The organism is Cupriavidus ulmosensis, from assembly GCF_977008105.1.
The window spans coordinates 1176388-1192865 of the sequence record NZ_CDRMWP010000001.1 but is presented as its reverse complement, the minus strand read 5'-3'; the positions used below and the strand labels follow the sequence as shown (position 1 = coordinate 1192865).

Below are 16478 nucleotides of genomic sequence, written 5' to 3'. Positions count from 1 at the left end.
GTCAGCCGAGTGCCTCCGAACGGCGCGGCGCGTAGGTTTCCCAACGGTTGCAGCCGGGGCACTGCCAATAGAACAACCGCGCGCGGAAACCGCATTCACGGCAGGTATAGCGGGCCAGGTTGCGCGTACGATGCTGCAGCAGGTCGCGGATCGCCGCGACTTCCTGCGCCTGCGCGATGTCCTGGCCGGCGGCCGGCGACGCCACCGCCGCAACACCGGCGGGCACGTCGGCGGGCATACTGGCGGGCGCTTCCTGCGCCTGCGCCGCTTCGGCGGCCTGGGCCTCGAAATACTTGGTCAGCGCCAGCAGCGAAGGCTGGCGGCGCAACTGCTCGCGCATCAGCGTGGCGGCGGCCGGCGCGCCGTGCAGCTCGAGCTCGGCGCGGTAGGCGCTGTCGAGCAGCTCGGGCGCCAGGCTGGTCTTGAGCAGGCCGCGCAGCCATGCCAGGGCCTTGCCCTCGTCGCCGAGCTGGCGGTAGGCCTTGACCACGCGGTCGGCCACCAGCGGCAGGTAGGACGCATCCTGCTGCTCGATGCCGAACCAGTGGCCGAGCGCCCCGGCCACATCGCCGGCGGCCATCGCCACATCGCCGAGCAGCATCGGCGCGCGCACGTTGGCGGGATTTTCCTCGATGGCCTGGCGCAGCCAGCCGGTCGCCTCGTCGGGCTGCTTGCGCTGCAGCGCGTCCTGCGCCAGCTCGCAGCAGAACTGGGCGATCTGCACCTTGTAGTCCTTCTGCTCGAGCGGCTGCAGCTCGCGCGCGGCGTCGATGGCCTTCTTCCATTCCTTCTCGACTTCGTAGAGCTCGAGCAGCACGTGCTTGGCCGGCGCCGCGTAGGGGCCGGACATCAGCCGCCGCAGCGATTCCTCGGCGCGGTCCAGCAGGCCGGCGCGCAGGTAATCCTGGCCGAGCTCGTAGAGCGCGTGCTCGCGCTCGGCGTCGGGCAGGTCCTGGCGGCTGGCCAGGTTCTGGTGCACGCGGATGGCGCGCTCGGTCTCGCCGCGGCGGCGGAACAGCGCGCCGAGCGCGAAGTGGAGCTCGGTGGTCTCGGGATCCAGGCGCACCACTTCGATGAAGGCATCGATGGCCTGGTCGGGCTGCTCGTTGAGCAGGAAGTTCAGCCCCTTGAAATAGGAGCGGGGCAAGGCGCCCTGCTCGCTCAGGAGCTGGCGCGCGTCGAAGCGCGCGGCCATCCAGCCGAGGCCGAAGATGAGCGGCAGCGCAAGCAGCCACCAGGTTTCAAAAATCATGGCTCAGACTTTCGGGCCGACTACGTTGTAGGGAACGCCGGACGCGGCGGCCTGCGGATCGCGCGGGGCTTCCGGCGGCTGGCTGCGCGCCTCGCCGAGCGCGCGCCGCAGCCGGCCCATCTCGATGCGCTGGCGCATCAGCGCCGGCGCCACCGCAGCCAGCGCGGCGACGATGCCGAGCCCGAAGGCGGCCAGCAGGATCAGGATCAGCGGCGCGCGCCAGACGGCGTCGAAGAACAGCCGCAGCGAGGCGTCGGCGGTATTGCGCAACGCCAGCACGAACAGCAGCGCGAACAGGACAATGCGGATGATCCAGGCGACAAATTTCATGCGGACGTCAGGAGGATTTCATGCGGACTTCAGGCGGCAGGTAAGGCATCGGGCTCCGGCAATGCAGGCCGATGCGGACATCGGGCCAGCGGGCGGCGACGCCCCTCTGTGGATTTCCGGCATTGTAGCGGAATCGTCTCGCGCCAACGGTAACCTCTTGTATGCCCGCATAATGAAAAAGCGCCCCGATGCGGGGCGCTTTCTCGACTATCCAGGCATATTGCGAGCGAATCGCAGCAACTCAGGAACGGGCCAGCTTCAGCCCGGCATCGTCGTGCAGCACGCCGCCGGCGACTGCCGGCTTGGGCTGTCCGTGCGCCGTTGCCGCATGGACCGCGCCGTGGCCGTTGCCACTGGCATTGCTGCCATTGCCATTGCCATTGCCGACATGGTTGCCGCCGGCGATGGCACCAGCGCCACCGCCGCCGTTACCGGCGGCCTGTGTCACCAGACTGCGGTCGACCCGCTCGCGCAACTCCTTGCCCGCCTTGAAGTGCGGCACCCGTTTCTCAGGCACCAGCACCCTCTCGCCGGACTTGGGGTTGCGCCCCACGCGCGGCGGACGCCGGTTCAGACCAAAACTGCCGAATCCGCGAATCTCGATGCGGTGGCCATCGGCCAACGCTTCGGACATGGCATCGAGGATCGTCTTGACCGAGATGTCCGCGTCCCGCAGCAACAACTGCGGGAACCGGGCAGCCAGTTTTTCGACAAGCTCGGACTTGGTCATGGGCATCCGCTGGCAGGAGTGAACCGATGCTTACTGGTTGTCCTGGCCGAGCTTGGCCTTCAGCAGCGCGCCCAGGTTGGTCGTGCCGGCGGTGCCGGTATCGGCCTGGAACTTCTGCATCGCTTCCTGCTGCTCTGCGCTGTCCTTGGCCTTGATCGACAGGTTGATGTTGCGCGACTTGCGGTCGACGTTCACCACCAGGGCGGTGATCTGCTCGCCTTCCTTCAGCACGTTGCGGGCATCTTCCACGCGGTCGGCCGAGATTTCGGACGCGCGCAGGTAGCCTTCCACGTCGTCAGCCAGCTGCACCACGGCGCCCTTGGCATCCACCGTCTTGATGGTGCCGTTGACCAGGGAACCCTTGTCGTTGGCCGAGATGAAGTTGTTGAACGGATCGCCCGACAGCTGCTTGATGCCCAGCGAGATGCGTTCCTTGTCGACGTCGATGCCCAGGACCACGGCTTCCACGTCGTCGCCCTTCTTGTACTTGCGCACGGCTTCTTCGCCGGTTTCCTGCCAGGACAGGTCCGACAGGTGCACCAGGCCGTCGATGCCGCCGGGCAGGCCGATGAACACGCCGAAGTCGGTGATCGACTTGATCTGGCCGGCCAGCTTGTCGCCCTTCTTGTGGTTGCGGCTGAAGTCGTCCCACGGATTGGCCTTGCACTGCTTCATGCCCAGGCTGATACGACGCTTGTCTTCGTCGATGTCGAGCACCATGACTTCGACTTCGTCGCCGAGCTGGACAACCTTGGACGGGGCCACGTTCTTGTTGGTCCAGTCCATTTCCGACACGTGCACCAGGCCTTCGATGCCGGCTTCGATCTCGACGAACGCGCCGTAGTCGGTCAGGTTGGTCACCTTGCCGAACAGGCGGGTGCTTTGCGGGTAGCGGCGCGAGATGCCGACCCACGGATCTTCGCCCAGCTGCTTCACGCCCAGCGAGACGCGGTTCTTTTCCTGGTCGAACTTGAGGATCTTGGCGGTGATTTCCTGGCCGACCGACAGCACTTCGCTGGGGTGGCGGACACGGCGCCATGCCAGGTCGGTGATGTGCAGCAGGCCGTCGATGCCGCCGAGGTCCACGAACGCGCCGTAGTCGGTGATGTTCTTGACGATACCGTTGACGATGGCGCCTTCCTTCAGGGTTTCCATCAGCTTCTGGCGCTCTTCGCCCAGGGTCGCTTCGACCACGGCGCGGCGCGACAGCACCACGTTGTTGCGCTTGCGATCCAGCTTGATGACCTTGAATTCCAGGGTCTTGCCTTCGTACGGCGTGGTGTCCTTGATCGGACGCACGTCGACCAGCGAGCCCGGCAGGAACGCGCGGATGCCGTTGACCATGACGGTCAGGCCGCCCTTGACCTTGCCCGTGACCGTGCCCGAGATGATCTCGCCGTCTTCCAGCGCCTTCTCGAGGTTCAGCCACGATGCCAGGCGCTTGGCCTTGTCGCGGGACAGGATGGTGTCGCCATAGCCGTTCTCGAGCGCGTCGATGGCCACGGAGACGTAGTCGCCGGCCTGCACTTCGAGTTCGCCCTGGTCGTTCAGGAACTCCTCCACCGGCACAAAGGCTTCGGACTTGAGGCCGGCGTTGACGACCACGAAGTTGTGGTCGATGCGCACGACTTCAGCGGAAATCACTTCGCCAGCCTTCATATTGGAGCGGGCGATCGATTCCTCGAACAGTGCGGCAAAGGATTCGTTAGTTTGCAGGTCGGACATAAACTTGTTTAGCAATCCGCAGTACTCGGGCCGGCGCGAGGATCGCGCTCAGTCTGCCTGGGCAGCGGGGTCAGGTTGAACAACACCGGCGGTTCCGCGCATGCGGGCGCCACCGGCACTTCGGCGCGCAGCGGTCCGGGCGCGCGGGTCAGCAACCCTGCGCGGCGTACCACTCCAGCACCTGCGCCACTGCCTGATCCACCGTCATCTCGGAGGTGTCGAGCAGCCGCGCATCCGTTGCGGGACGCAGCGGCGCGGCCGTGCGGGTGCGATCCCGCAGGTCGCGCGACTCGAGGTCACGCAAAAGGTCTTCGATATTAGCAGAAATTCCCTTATCAATCAATTGTTTATAGCGCCTGCGAGCGCGCGCCTCGACACTTGCGGTCAGGAACACCTTCAGGCGGGCGTCCGGGAAAATCACGGTGCCCATGTCGCGCCCGTCGGCGACCAGCCCGGGCAGCTTGCGGAAACCGCGCTGCAGCGCCGTCAGCGCGTCGCGCACCGGCTGGTGCACGGCGATGGCGGAGGCGCGGTTGCCGGTGGCCTCGGCGCGGATGGCCAGGCTGACCTCCTCGCCGCCGAGCCAGACCCGGTCCGGGCCGAACTTGACATCGAGGCGGGTGGCCAGTTTTGCAAGCCCCTCGACATCCTGCGCGTCGATGCCCGCCCGCTCGCTGGCGAGCGCCACCAGGCGGTACAGGGCCCCGCTGTCCAGCAAGTGGAAGCTGAGCGCATCGGCCACCTTGTGCGCTACGGTGCCCTTGCCGGAGGCGGTGGGCCCGTCGATTGTGATGACGTCGACGATAGTCATTGCTTATTGAAACAGGACAAAAATCAATCTTCCTAACAAGAGTGCCAAGAGTGCCGGCCTGCGCCGCGCGGCGCATCCTCTTACTGTGGCGCATTACGCCGCCGGCCGCTACTGGGGCAGGCGCGCACAGGCACGCGCGGTGATCAGCGCGTCACAGAGGCGAATACCTCGAAATAATCGGGGAAGGTCTTGGCCACGCAACCCGGCTCGTTGATGCGCACCGGCAGCGGGCCGAACGCGGCCAGCGAGAAGCACATCGCCATGCGGTGGTCGTCGTAGGTGTCGATGCCGGCGGCCGGCGTCTGCCATTGCGACGGTGGCGTCACCTTCAGGTAGTCCGCGCCCTCCTCCACTTCCACGCCGAGCTTGCGCAGCTCGGTGGCCATCGCGGCGATGCGGTCGGTTTCCTTGACCCGCCAGCTCGCGATGTTGGTCAGCGTGGTCGGGCCGTCGGCGAACAGCGCCGCCACCGCCAGCGTCATGGCGGCGTCCGGGATGTGGTTGCAGTCGAGCTCGATGCCGCGCAGGCGGCCGTCGTCGCGCTCGGTGCCGCGCACCTCGATCCAGTTGGCGCCGGCCATGACGTTGACGCCCATGCGGTTGAGCGCCTCGGCGAACTTCACGTCGCCCTGGATGCTCGACATGCCCACGCCTTCCACGCGCAGCGGGCCGCCGCCGATGGCGCCGGCCGCCAGGAAATACGAGGCCGACGAGGCATCGCCCTCGACGAAGATCTCGCCGGGCGAGCGGTAGGCCGCGCGCGCCGGCACGATGAAGCGCGACCAGCCTTCGCGCCGGACCTCGATGCCGAAGCGCGCCAGCAGGTTGAGCGTGATCTCGATGTAGGGCTTGGAAATCAGCTCGCCGACCACCTCGATCTCGATGATGCCGGCGGCGGCGTCGGCCAGCGGCAGCGTCATCAGCAGCGCCGTCAGGAACTGGCTGGAGACGTCGCCGCGCACGCGGATCGGCGCGTCGATGCGGATCGGCGCCGGCGAGATCTGCAGCGGCGGATAGCCCTCGGTGCCGAGGTAGTCGATCTTCGCGCCGATCTGGCGCAGGCCGTCGACGAGGTCGCCGATCGGCCGCTCGTGCATGCGCGGCACGCCGGACAGCTTGTAGCTGCCGCCCTGCAGCGCCAGCGCCGCGGTGAGCGGGCGGATCGCGGTGCCGGCGTTGCCCATGAACAGGTCGGCCGACTTGTTGGGGAAGTTGCCGCCGGCGCCGCGCACCACGCACGCGCCGTCTTCCTGCCGCCACTCCACGCCGAGCGTGCGCAGCGCCTGCAGCATCACGCGGGTGTCGTCGGAATCGAGCAGGTCGCGTACGCGCGTTTCGCCTTCGGCGAGCGCCGCCAGCAGCAGCACGCGGTTGGAGATGCTCTTGGAGCCGGGCAGGCGGACCGTGCCGGAGGCGCGGGTGAGGGGACCGAGCGTGAGGTGTTCCATGATCTGCGAGCGGGTTGTGCGGCGCCCCGCCGGTGGCGGGCCGCCGCGGTGTGGGTGGCGGTCAGGGTTCGGCGTTGACGGCGGGCGCGCGCTGCGCGCCCCATTGCAGGCGCGCCCGGCTGGCGCGCTGGAAGATGCGCTCCAGGCCCGCGCCGTCGCTTTTCTCGATCAGGGTCTTCAGGTGGGCGAGCATGGCCTGGTAGGTCGACAGCTCGCTCAGCATGGCCTCGCGGTTGCCGATGCAGATGTCGCGCCACATTTCGGGCGAGGACGCGGCGATGCGCGTGAAATCGCGGAAGCCGCCGCCGGCGAAATCGAGCTTGAGCGCGGCATCCTCGGCATTGGCCACCTGGGCCACCAGCGCGTAGGACAGCAGGTGCGGCAGGTGGCTGACCGCGGCGAACACGGCATCGTGCTGCACGGCCGACATCACGTCGCAGTGCGCGCCCGCGGTTTCCCACATGGCGCGCACGGCGGCCACGTCGAGGCGGCTGTTTTCCTGCAGTGGGCACAGCACGGCGCGCTTGCCGTCGTAGAGATCGGCCAGCGCGGCCTCGACGCCGTTCAGCTCGCGTCCCGCGATGGGATGCGCCGGCACGAACTGCGCGGCCTTGTCGCCCAGCGCCGTCTTGGCGGCCACGATCACGTCGGACTTGGTGCTGCCCGCGTCGGTGACGATGGTGGCGGGCTCGATATGCGGCTCGAGTGCATGGAGCAGCGCAAAGGTCTGCGCCACCGGCGCGCACAGCACGATCACGCTGGCGCCCCTGGCGGCCTCTTCCAGCGTGGCGGCCTCGTCGATCACGCCGAGCTTGAGCGCGCGCTCGAGCGAAGCCTGCGAGCGGCCCACGCCGACCACCGTGCCGACCACGCCGGCACGCTTGAGCGCCAGCGCCAGCGAGCCGCCGATCAGGCCGACGCCGACGATGACGACACGGGAAAAATAGGGAGCGGACGCAGGATCGGTCACGGGAATACGCTGCCAGGCACGAAAGTTCGGGAATCCGGCATTGTATCCGCTCCGCCCGGCCGCGGCGGCGCCGATCGGGCGGGCACCGGCCGCGAAGCGGAGAAAAACGAGGGCGGGACCGGCTATCCGAGCGCTTTCTCGAGCGCCGCGATGAAGGCCGCGTTCTCTTCCGGCAGGCCGATGGTCACGCGCAGCCATTGCGGCAGGTTGTAGTTGCCGACCGGCCGCACGATCACGCCCTGCCGGAGCAGCGCCAGGTTGACGCGCGCGCCGGCGCCGTCGTCGCGGCCCACGCGCACCAGCACGAAATTGCCCGAGGACGGCACGTATTGCAGGCCGAGCCGGTCGAACGCGGCCACCAGCTGCGCCTTGCCGGCGCGGTTCAGCTCGGCGCTGCGCTTGAGGAAGGCGGTGTCGCCGAGCGCCGCGATGGCCGCCGCCTGGGCCAGGCTGTTGACGTTGAACGGCTGGCGGATGCGGTTGAGCAGGTCGGTCAGCGCCGGCTGCGCCACCGCGTAGCCGACGCGCAGCCCGGCCAGCCCGTAGGCCTTGGAGAAGGTGCGCGAGACCAGCAGGTTCGGGTATCGGCGCACCCACGCCACCGAGTCGTACTGCTGGGCGTCGTCCAGGTATTCGTTGTAGGCCTCGTCCAGCACCACAACCACATTGGCCGGCACCCTGGCCAGGAAGGCCTCGATGGCGGCCGCCGGCAGGAAGGTGCCGGTCGGGTTGTTGGGATTGGCGATGAAGACCAGGCGCGTGTCCGGCGCGATCGCGGCGGCCATCGCGTCCAGGTCGTGGCCGTAGTCGCGCGCCTTGACCTCGATCGCGCGCGCGCCGACTTCCTGCGTGGCGAGCGCGTACACCGCGAACGAGTGCTCGGCATAGACGATCGATTCGCCCGGCCTGACCAGCGCGTGCGCGGCGATCTCGAGGATGTCGTTGCTGCCGTTGCCCAGCGTGAGCCAGTCGGCCGGCACGCCGAAGCGGGCCGACAGCGCGGCCTTCAGCCCGAAGCCGTTGGCGTCGGGGTAGCGGCCCAGCTCGGCCACCGCGGCGGCGATGGCGGTGCGGGCGGACTCGGGCATGCCGAGCGGGTTCTCGTTCGAGGCCAGCTTGACGATGGCGGCTTCGTCCAGGCCGAACTCGCGCGCCACCTCGGAAATCGGCTTGCCCGCCACGTAGGGTGAAATCGCCCGCACGTACTCGGGACCGAACTGCCTGCCCTGCTCTGCCATGTCGACTCCTTGCCGGTCGCTGCCCGGCCGCTATGCTGCCATCTGCCTGCCGTCCCGGCCTTACTTGCTGGACGGGTACGAGCCCAGCACCTTGAAATAGGCCGCGTTGCGGCGCAGTTCCTCCAGCGCGCGCGCCACCGCGGCATCGTTCTGGTGGCCTTCCACGTCGACGTAGAAGTAGTACTCCCACGCGCCGCTGCGCGCCGGGCGCGACTCGAAGCGGCACATCGACACGCCGTTGTCGGCCAGCGGCGCGAGCAGCTGGTAGACCGCGCCGGCCTTGTTCGGCACCGACAGGATCATCGAGGTCTGGTCGCTGCCCGAGGGCTCGGTCTCGTAGCGCCCGATCACCGCGAAGCGGGTGCGGTTGTGCGGGTCGTCCTGGATATGCGTGCGCACCATGTGCAGGTGATAGCGGTTGGCCGCCGACTCGCCGGCGATGGCCGCGGAGGTCGGGTCCTCGCTGGCCATGCGCGCGGCCTCCGCGTTGCTCGACACCGCCTGGCGCTCGAGGTGCGGATAGTTGGCCGTGAGCCAGTGCTGGCACTGCGCCAGCGCCTGCGCGTGGGCGCGCACCACGGTCACGCCCTGCATGTCGGGCGACGACGCCATCAGGTTGTGGTGCACCTTGAGCGCGATCTCGCCGCTGATCTTGAGCGAGGTCTGCAGGAACAGGTCGAGCGTGCGCGACACCGCGCCCTCGGTGGAGTTTTCCACCGGCACCACGCCGTACTCGACGGTGCCGGCTTCCACCGCGCGGAACACCTCGTCGATGCTCGGGCACGGCACGCCGCTCACCTCATGGCCGAAATGCGCATACAGCGCCTGCTCGGAGAAGGTGCCGGCCGGCCCCAGGAAGGCCACTTCGAGCGGCTTCTCCAGCCCGCGGCAGGCCGACATCACCTCGCGCCAGATCGAGGCCACGCTGTCGTCGAGCAGCGGGCCCGGATTGGCGCCCTGCACCTTGCGGATCACCTGCAGCTCGCGCTCCGGGCGGAACACCGGCGCGCCGTACTTCTTCTTGACCTCGCCCACGTCGAGGGCAAGCTGCGCGCGGCGGTTGAGCATCGAGAGCAGTTCGCGGTCGAGCGCATCGATCTGCTCGCGCAGCGGCGTCAGCTCGACGCCGAGCGCCTTCTCGGCCGCGGCGTTGTCCTGCGGCGCCGCCGCCTGCGCACTGTGCTTGTCTTGGTTTGTCATCGTATGGATCCGCTGCGCCGCCTCCTTGCAAGGCGGCTCTGAAAAAGACCGGTTTGCGCCCGTTCGGCACCCTCCCGGCGCCCTCCCGGCTCGCGCCTGGGCGCGGCGGGCGCGCGGCAAGGCGCAGGCTGCGCCGCGCCAGGCCGGGGACAACGCTCAGGCCGCGCTGCGCTCGAACTCGCGCATGTACTCGATCAGCGCCAGCACGCCGTCGAGCGGCATGGCGTTGTAGAGGCTGGCGCGCATGCCGCCGACCGACTTGTGGCCCTTGAGCTGCACCAGGCCGTTGGCGCGCGCGCCCGCCAGGAAGGCGTCGTTGCGCGACTCGTCGGCGAGGAAGAACGGCACGTTCATGCGCGAGCGGCAGGCCGGGTCGATCTCGTTGCGGTAGAACGCGCTCTGGTCGAGGAAGCGGTACAGCGCGTCCGCCTTGGCGATGTTGCGCTGCTCGATCGCGTCCACGCCGCCCTGGGCCTTGAGCCACTTGAAGACCAGGCCAGCGATGTAGATGGCGTAGGTCGGCGGCGTGTTGTACATCGAATTGTGCTCGGCCACCAGGCGCCAGTCGAACGCGGACGGGCACAGCGGATGCGCGTGGCCGAGCAGGTCCTCGCGCACGATCACGATGGTCACGCCGGCCGGGCCGATGTTCTTCTGCGCGCCGCCGTAGGCCACCTGGATGCGCGACCAGTCCACCGCGCGCGACAGGATGTGGCTGGAGACGTCGGCCACCACCACCGGGCCGCCGTCGCGGCTCTGGCCGACGTCGGGCACGGCGTGGAACTCGACGCCGCCGATGGTCTCGTTGGTGCACAGGTGCACGTAGGCCGCGTCGTCGGACAGCTTCCACTCGGACACGTCGGGGATGCGCGTGAACTTCTGCGCGGCGCTGGTGGCGGCGATGTTGACCTCGCCATAGCGGCGCGCTTCCTGCTCGGACTTCACCGACCAGCTGCCGGTGACGACGAAATCGGCCTTGGGGCGCTCGGCATGCACGCGGCGCATCAGGTTCAGCGGCACGATCGCGTTCTCGCCGATGGCGCCGCCCTGCAGGAACAGGATGCGGAAGTTCTTCGGCACGCGCAGCAGCTCGCGCAGGCCGGCCAGCGCCTCGGCGTGGATGCTCTCGAACTCGCGGCTGCGGTGGCTCATCTCCATGACCGACACCCCCGTGCCGTGCCACGACAGCATCTCCTCGGCCGCCTGCAGCAGCACCTCGGTCGGCAGCGCCGCCGGACCGGGCGAGAAGTTATAGACACGCTCGGCCACGGCGCGCTGCATCATGGCGGCAAGTGCTGGATTCTGGGGTTCGTTCATGGAAGTAGAAATGAAAAATGGCTGCCGGTGTAAACCAAGCAGCCATTATCCCTCAAACCCGCACCGCGATGGGGAGACCGGGGCGGCGCCCCGCTCCCCGCGGCGCGGCTTGCCGGCTTACTTCGAAGCGGCGGCGATTTCCTTCTCGGCGGCGTCGCGCATCGACTTGCCGACCTGCGGGCCGTACTTCTGCATCATCGAGCCCCAGATCTCCTGGGTCGCCTTGCCCTGGTTGGCCATGAACTTCTGGCCGGTGGGCGACTTCAGGAAGGTGGTCAGGTCGCGGATTTCCTGCGCGCTGTAGTACTTGGCGAAGGCGTCGTAGTGCGCCTTGATGGCGTCGCTCTTGAAGCCGTCGGTGGTGAAGGCCTGGCCCGCGCCGTCCACCATGCGCTGCACCGCGCCGTTCTTCTTGAGCTTGTCGACGGCGGCCTGCTTCTGCTTGTCGTTGAGCGTCTTGTTCTCGACGAGCACCTGTTCCAGGACCATCGGCGCTTCCTGCTTGGCGCCCTGCTGCCAGTTGTCGGCCTGGCCCTTCACGGCCTGGTCGGCCTGCATCACCGTCAGCAGTTCCTTGATGGCAGCGGTCTTGTCCGCGTCCTGAGCCTGGGCATGCGCCGCGCCAGCCAGCATCATGGCCGGCACGAAGGCAGCCAGAACAGCGATACGTCGATAGGTCTTGAGCATTGTGACTCCCTTGAATATGTCCGTTTTAGTCCCGCAGCCGGCAATCGAGTTCCGGCGCCGCGGTCCAATGTTGCAACAATTTACGAATCCGATCCCGTGTCCGGCGTGCCCGCTTCGGTGCCGCCCGGCGCACCGGCCTGCTCGCCCTGCGCGGCACCTTCGGCGCCATCCGTCCCGGCCGCGTCGGATTCGTCACCCGCGACGCCATTGTCGGCATCGCTCTCGACGATCCGCTGCAGCCCCGACAGCTTGGTGCCTTCATCCACGTTGATCAGCGTCACACCCTGCGTGGCGCGGCCCATTTCGCGAATCTCCGCCACGCGAGTACGGATCAGCACGCCACCGGTCGTGATCAGCATGATCTCGTCGTCCGGCGATACCAGCGCCGCGGCCACCACGCGGCCGTTGCGCTCGCTCGTCTGGATCGCAATCATGCCCTTGGTGCCACGGCCGTGTCGAGTGTATTCGGAGATCGGCGTGCGTTTGCCGTAGCCGTTCTCGGTGGCGGTCAGCACGCTGCCGACCGAGCCGGCCTGCTCGCTGGTCTCGGCCGGCGCCACCAGCATGGCGATCACGCTCTGGCTGTCTTCCAGGTTCATGCCGCGCACGCCGCGCGCCTGGCGGCCCATCGGGCGCACGTCGTTCTCGTCGAAGCGCACGGCCTTGCCGGCGTCCGAGAACAGCATCACGTCGTGCTGGCCGTCGGTGACGGCGGCGCCCACGAGGTAGTCGCCCTCGTCGAGGTCCACCGCGATGATGCCGGCCTTGCGCGGATTGGAGAACTCGGTCAGCGCGGTCTTCTTCACGGTGCCGCGCGCGGTGCTCATGAAGATGAAATGCTCTGCGTCAAACTGGCGCACCGGCAGGATGACGTTGATCTTCTCGCCGTCGGACAGCGGGAACATGTTGACGATCGGCCGGCCGCGCGAATTGCGCGAGCCCTGCGGCACCTCGTACACCTTGAGCCAGTACAGGCGGCCGCGGTTCGAGAAGCACAGGATGTAGTCGTGGGTGTTGGCCACGAACAGCGTGTCGATCCAGTCGTCTTCCTTGGTGGCGGTGGCCTGCTTGCCGCGCCCGCCGCGCTTCTGCGCGCGGTACTCGGAGATCGGCTGGCTCTTCATGTAGCCGCTGTGCGACAGCGTCACCACCATGTCCTGCGGCGTGATCAGGTCCTCGGTGTCAAGCTCGGTCGCGTTGAGCTCGATGTGCGAGCGGCGCGCGTCGCCGAATTCGGCGCGGATCGCGGTCAGTTCGTCGACGATGATGGTGCTGATGCGCTCGGGCCGCGACAGGATGTCGAGCAGGTCGGCGATTTCCGCCATGATGTCGCGGTATTCCTGGACGATCTTGTCCTGTTCCAGGCCGGTCAGGCGCTGCAGGCGCATCTGCAGGATTTCCTGCGCCTGCGAGTCGGACAGGCGGTACAGGCCGTCGCCCTGCATGCCGAAGATGGCCGGCAGGCCGTCCGGGCGGTAGGACGCGCGGCCGCCCGGGGTCTCGCCCTCGGCGCGCGACAGCATCTCGCGCACCAGGCTCGAATCCCAGGCCTTGGCCATCAGGCCCTGCTTGGCGATCGGCGGGGTCGGCGCGGCCTTGATGATGGCGATGAACTCGTCGATGTTCGCCAGCGCCACCGCCAGGCCTTCGAGCACGTGGCCGCGCTCGCGCGCCTTGCGCAGCTCGAATACGGTGCGGCGGGTGACCACCTCGCGCCGGTGCGACAGGAAGCAGTCCAGCATCTGGCGCAGGTTCAGCAGGCGCGGCTGGCCATCGACCAGCGCCACCATGTTCATGCCGAAGGTGTCCTGCAGCTGGGTGTGCTTGTAGAGGTTGTTGAGCACCACCTCCGGCACTTCGTTGCGCTTGAGTTCGACCACCACGCGCATGCCGGACTTGTCGGACTCGTCGCGGATGTCCGAGATGCCCTCGACCTTCTTGTCGGTGACGAGTTCGGCGATGCGCTCGAGCAGCGTGCGCTTGTTGACCTGGTACGGCAGCTCGTCGACGATGATCGCCTGGCGCTGGCCGCGGTCGATGTCCTCGAAGTGCGTCTTGGCGCGCATCACCACGCGGCCGCGGCCGGTGCGGTAGCCCTCGCGCACGCCCTGGATGCCGTAGATGATGCCGGCGGTCGGGAAGTCCGGCGCCGGGATCAGCTCGATCAGCTCGTCCACCGTGGCCTGCGGATTGCGCAGCAGGTGCAGGCAGCCGTCGACCACTTCGTTGAGGTTGTGCGGCGGGATATTGGTGGCCATGCCGACCGCGATACCCGACGAACCATTAATCAGCAGATTCGGGATGCGGGCCGGCAGAATCAGCGGCTCATTTTCGGAACCGTCATAATTCGGCCCGAAATCGACAGTTTCCTTGTCGATGTCCAGCAGCATCTCGTGGGCGATCTTGGACTGGCGGATTTCGGTATAACGCATGGCGGCCGCGTTATCACCGTCCACCGAGCCGAAATTCCCCTGGCCATCGACGAGCATGTAGCGCAGCGAAAAATTCTGCGCCATGCGGACGATCGTATCGTATACAGCAGTGTCGCCGTGGGGGTGGTACTTACCGATCACATCCCCCACGATACGCGCCGATTTCTTGTACGGCCGGTTCCAGTCGTTGTTCAGCTCATGCATCGCATAGAGCACACGCCGGTGCACCGGCTTCAGGCCATCCCGGACGTCGGGAAGCGCGCGCCCGACAATCACGCTCATCGCGTAATCGAGATAGGAGCGGCGCATTTCCTCTTCGAGGGAGACCGGAAGGGTTTCTTTGGCGAATTGATCCATTGCGGCGTGGGTTATGCGGCGAATTTAAACAGAAGGCGCCCCGGTGAATCGCCATTCGCCGCGAGAGCGTCTGACAGCAGGGCAACGTGGCATTCTAACATGCCCGGCACCCCGCCCCCGCGGCCGCGGGGGCCCCGCGCGGCAGCCCTCGCGCGAGGCCCGGAACGGCCGCGCGGAGCCCGCGCCGAAAACCTGCAAGCCCGGCCAGGCAAGGGTTTGCGGGCATCGCAAGGGTCATGTTGCACAAACACCACAGGCCCAAAACCCATTGATTGAATCGAATATATTTACTTCTTAGGAAACGAGGCTTGTGGCACAATTCCCCAGCGAAGAGCCAGACATTGTTCGAAGTGGAGCATACACCGCATCGAGAATGTTATACTCCGAAGAATGTATGACTTGTTTCCGTCCATTTGCTCGCAGTAACCCTGCGGTGATCTCATCCTGAGAGGAGAAATATGAAAAAATTTGCCAAGCTCGCGCTCGTTGCAGCTACCGCAGTAATGGCTGCATCCGCTCAAGCCCAGTCCGTCCCCTACGAAAAGAAGGCTGTGAACGATAACTGGGGCAACGGTACGAGCGAGTACGTGTGGAAGAACGGCACGAACGAGCTCTGCTGGCGCGATAGCTCGTGGACCCCGGCCACCGCCAACGCCCTGTGCGATGGCGCCCTGGCTCCGGCGTCCGCTCCGGTTGCTCAACCGCAAGCTCCGGTTGCTCCGCCGGTCGTCTCCAGCGAAAAGGTCACTTTCGCTGCCGACACCCTGTTCGATTTCGACAAGGCCGTGCTGAAGCCCGAAGGCAAGGCCAAGCTGGACGACCTGTCCTCCAAGCTGTCCGGCATCACCCTGGAAGTCATCATCGCCGTTGGCCACACCGACTCGTTCGGTTCGGACAAGTACAACGATCGCCTGTCGATCCGTCGTGCCGAAGCCGTCAAGGCCTATCTGGTGAGCAAGGGCGTGGAAGCCAACCGTGTCTACACGGAAGGCAAGGGCAAGCGCCAACTGAAGGTCGATCCGAAGTCGTGCAAGGGTACCCGCAAGGCCCAGATCGCCTGCCAGCAGCCGAACCGCCGCGTGGAAGTCGAAGTGGTCGGCACCCGCAGCGCACGTTAATCGGATTCCTTCCGATGAAGAAAAGCCCAGCGCAAGCTGGGCTTTTTTTTTGATACAGTGCCGCAATACCCTCCGCTTTCACGCCGCCGCACCGGCCGCGCGCCAAACTCCATGACGCAGATCTCCACGCCGCACCACCCCACCCTGGAAACCACCCTGCTCGGCAAGAACGCCGACGCCCGCGAAATCGACAAGTTCAGCGAACTGGCCCACCGCTGGTGGGACCCGGAAAGCGAGTTCAAGCCGCTGCATGAGCTCAACCCGCTGCGCCTGGGCTGGATCGACGGCGTCGCCGGCCTGAGCGGCAAGCAGGTGGTCGACGTCGGCTGCGGCGGCGGCATCCTGGCCGAGAGCATGGCGCGCAGCGGCGCCACCGTGCGCGGCATCGACCTGTCCACCAAGGCGCTGCGCGTGGCCGACCTGCACAGCCTGGAGTCCGGCGTAGCCGTGACTTACGAGGAGATCGCCGCCGAAGCGCTGGCCGCGCGCATGCCCGCCGGCTTCGACGTAGTGACCTGCATGGAGATGCTCGAGCACGTGCCCGACCCGCAATCGGTCGTGCGCGCCTGCGCCACGCTGGTGCGGCCCGGCGGCACCGTGTTCTTCTCCACCATCAACCGCAACCTCAAGGCCTACCTGCTGGCCGTGGTCGGCGCCGAGTACGTGCTCAAGATGCTGCCGCGCGGCACGCACGACTACGACAAGTTCATCACGCCGTCGGAACTGGCCCGCTACGCCCGCAACGCCGGGCTCGAACTGATCGAGATGCGCGGCATGACCTACAACCCGCTGACCCGCGTCTACGCGCTGGGCTCCGACACCGACGTGAACTACCTGATGGCATTGCGCCGGCCCGCCTGACC

14 protein-coding genes are annotated in these 16478 nt (G+C 67.2%); 2 read left to right on the top strand and 12 right to left on the bottom strand.

Annotated features, from left to right (window positions below; translation table 11 throughout):
• Position 1: 1 nt before the first annotated feature.
• From lapB to gyrA, 12 genes are all read right to left on the bottom strand, one after another.
• On the bottom strand, positions 2-1252 hold the full coding sequence (lapB, locus tag ACWTPI_RS05465) for a lipopolysaccharide assembly protein LapB (protein ID WP_454731143.1): 1251 nt from the start codon (positions 1250-1252) through the stop codon (positions 2-4).
• 3 nt (positions 1253-1255) lie between these two features.
• Complete coding sequence (locus ACWTPI_RS05460; RefSeq protein ID WP_454731142.1) at positions 1256-1582, bottom strand: lipopolysaccharide assembly protein LapA domain-containing protein; 327 nt, start codon at positions 1580-1582, stop codon at positions 1256-1258.
• Positions 1583-1823: 241 nt separating this feature from the next.
• Positions 1824-2312, bottom strand: coding sequence for an integration host factor subunit beta (locus tag ACWTPI_RS05455; RefSeq protein WP_454731141.1), 489 nt, complete (start codon positions 2310-2312; stop codon positions 1824-1826).
• Positions 2313-2342: 30 nt separating this feature from the next.
• On the bottom strand, positions 2343-4037 hold the full coding sequence (gene rpsA, locus ACWTPI_RS05450) for a 30S ribosomal protein S1 (protein WP_020200984.1): 1695 nt from the start codon (positions 4035-4037) through the stop codon (positions 2343-2345).
• 148 nt (positions 4038-4185) lie between these two features.
• Positions 4186-4848 (bottom strand): (d)CMP kinase, encoded by a 663-nt coding sequence (gene cmk / locus ACWTPI_RS05445; protein ID WP_020200983.1) that lies wholly within the window; start codon positions 4846-4848, stop codon positions 4186-4188.
• A 143-nt stretch (positions 4849-4991) separates the two neighbouring features.
• Positions 4992-6296, bottom strand: a complete 1305-nt coding sequence (aroA, locus tag ACWTPI_RS05440) for a 3-phosphoshikimate 1-carboxyvinyltransferase (protein ID WP_454731140.1) — start codon at positions 6294-6296, stop codon at positions 4992-4994.
• Positions 6297-6357: 61 nt separating this feature from the next.
• Positions 6358-7266 (bottom strand): prephenate dehydrogenase, encoded by a 909-nt coding sequence (locus tag ACWTPI_RS05435; protein WP_454731139.1) that lies wholly within the window; start codon positions 7264-7266, stop codon positions 6358-6360.
• A 122-nt stretch (positions 7267-7388) separates the two neighbouring features.
• Entirely contained in the window at positions 7389-8504 is a 1116-nt protein-coding gene (gene hisC, locus ACWTPI_RS05430; RefSeq protein ID WP_059410789.1) for a histidinol-phosphate transaminase, read from the bottom strand.
• Positions 8505-8564: 60 nt separating this feature from the next.
• Positions 8565-9704 carry a prephenate dehydratase gene (gene pheA / locus ACWTPI_RS05425; protein WP_454731138.1) on the bottom strand — a complete coding sequence of 380 codons (1140 nt, stop codon included), beginning with the start codon at positions 9702-9704 and terminating at the stop codon, positions 8565-8567.
• Between the two features lie 156 nt (positions 9705-9860).
• On the bottom strand, positions 9861-11021 hold the full coding sequence (gene serC / locus ACWTPI_RS05420) for a 3-phosphoserine/phosphohydroxythreonine transaminase (protein ID WP_454731137.1): 1161 nt from the start codon (positions 11019-11021) through the stop codon (positions 9861-9863).
• Positions 11022-11138: 117 nt separating this feature from the next.
• Positions 11139-11708, bottom strand: a complete 570-nt coding sequence (locus tag ACWTPI_RS05415) for a DUF2059 domain-containing protein (RefSeq protein ID WP_029043181.1) — start codon at positions 11706-11708, stop codon at positions 11139-11141.
• An 80-nt stretch (positions 11709-11788) separates the two neighbouring features.
• Complete coding sequence (gene gyrA, locus ACWTPI_RS05410; protein ID WP_029043180.1) at positions 11789-14497, bottom strand: DNA gyrase subunit A; 2709 nt, start codon at positions 14495-14497, stop codon at positions 11789-11791.
• Between the two features lie 458 nt (positions 14498-14955).
• On the opposite strand from gyrA, the gene ompA reads away from it, so the two are divergent.
• The gene (ompA, locus tag ACWTPI_RS05405) at positions 14956-15615 is read left to right on the top strand and encodes an outer membrane protein OmpA (RefSeq protein WP_029043179.1); all 660 of its coding nucleotides are present in this window, start codon (positions 14956-14958) and stop codon (positions 15613-15615) included.
• Positions 15616-15726: 111 nt separating this feature from the next.
• Entirely contained in the window at positions 15727-16476 is a 750-nt protein-coding gene (ubiG, locus tag ACWTPI_RS05400) for a bifunctional 2-polyprenyl-6-hydroxyphenol methylase/3-demethylubiquinol 3-O-methyltransferase UbiG (protein WP_454731136.1), read from the top strand.
• The last annotated feature ends 2 nt before the right edge of the window (positions 16477-16478 follow it).

Excerpts from the sequence above, each read along its gene's own strand:
- ACWTPI_RS05415 (WP_029043181.1), bottom strand. The coding sequence starts at position 11,708 with ATGCTCAAGACCTATCGACGTATCGCTGTTCTGGCTGCCTTCGTGCCG.
- ACWTPI_RS05455 (WP_454731141.1), bottom strand. The coding sequence starts at position 2,312 with ATGACCAAGTCCGAGCTTGTCGAAAAACTGGCTGCCCGGTTCCCGCAG.
- cmk (WP_020200983.1), bottom strand. The coding sequence starts at position 4,848 with ATGACTATCGTCGACGTCATCACAATCGACGGGCCCACCGCCTCCGGC.
- rpsA (WP_020200984.1), bottom strand. The coding sequence starts at position 4,037 with ATGTCCGACCTGCAAACTAACGAATCCTTTGCCGCACTGTTCGAGGAA.
- lapB (WP_454731143.1), bottom strand. The coding sequence starts at position 1,252 with ATGATTTTTGAAACCTGGTGGCTGCTTGCGCTGCCGCTCATCTTCGGC.
- hisC (WP_059410789.1), bottom strand. The coding sequence starts at position 8,504 with ATGGCAGAGCAGGGCAGGCAGTTCGGTCCCGAGTACGTGCGGGCGATT.
- aroA (WP_454731140.1), bottom strand. The coding sequence starts at position 6,296 with ATGGAACACCTCACGCTCGGTCCCCTCACCCGCGCCTCCGGCACGGTC.
- pheA (WP_454731138.1), bottom strand. The coding sequence starts at position 9,704 with ATGACAAACCAAGACAAGCACAGTGCGCAGGCGGCGGCGCCGCAGGAC.
- serC (WP_454731137.1), bottom strand. The coding sequence starts at position 11,021 with ATGAACGAACCCCAGAATCCAGCACTTGCCGCCATGATGCAGCGCGCC.
- ompA (WP_029043179.1), top strand. The coding sequence starts at position 14,956 with ATGAAAAAATTTGCCAAGCTCGCGCTCGTTGCAGCTACCGCAGTAATG.
- ACWTPI_RS05460 (WP_454731142.1), bottom strand. The coding sequence starts at position 1,582 with ATGAAATTTGTCGCCTGGATCATCCGCATTGTCCTGTTCGCGCTGCTG.
- ubiG (WP_454731136.1), top strand. The coding sequence starts at position 15,727 with ATGACGCAGATCTCCACGCCGCACCACCCCACCCTGGAAACCACCCTG.
- gyrA (WP_029043180.1), bottom strand. The coding sequence starts at position 14,497 with ATGGATCAATTCGCCAAAGAAACCCTTCCGGTCTCCCTCGAAGAGGAA.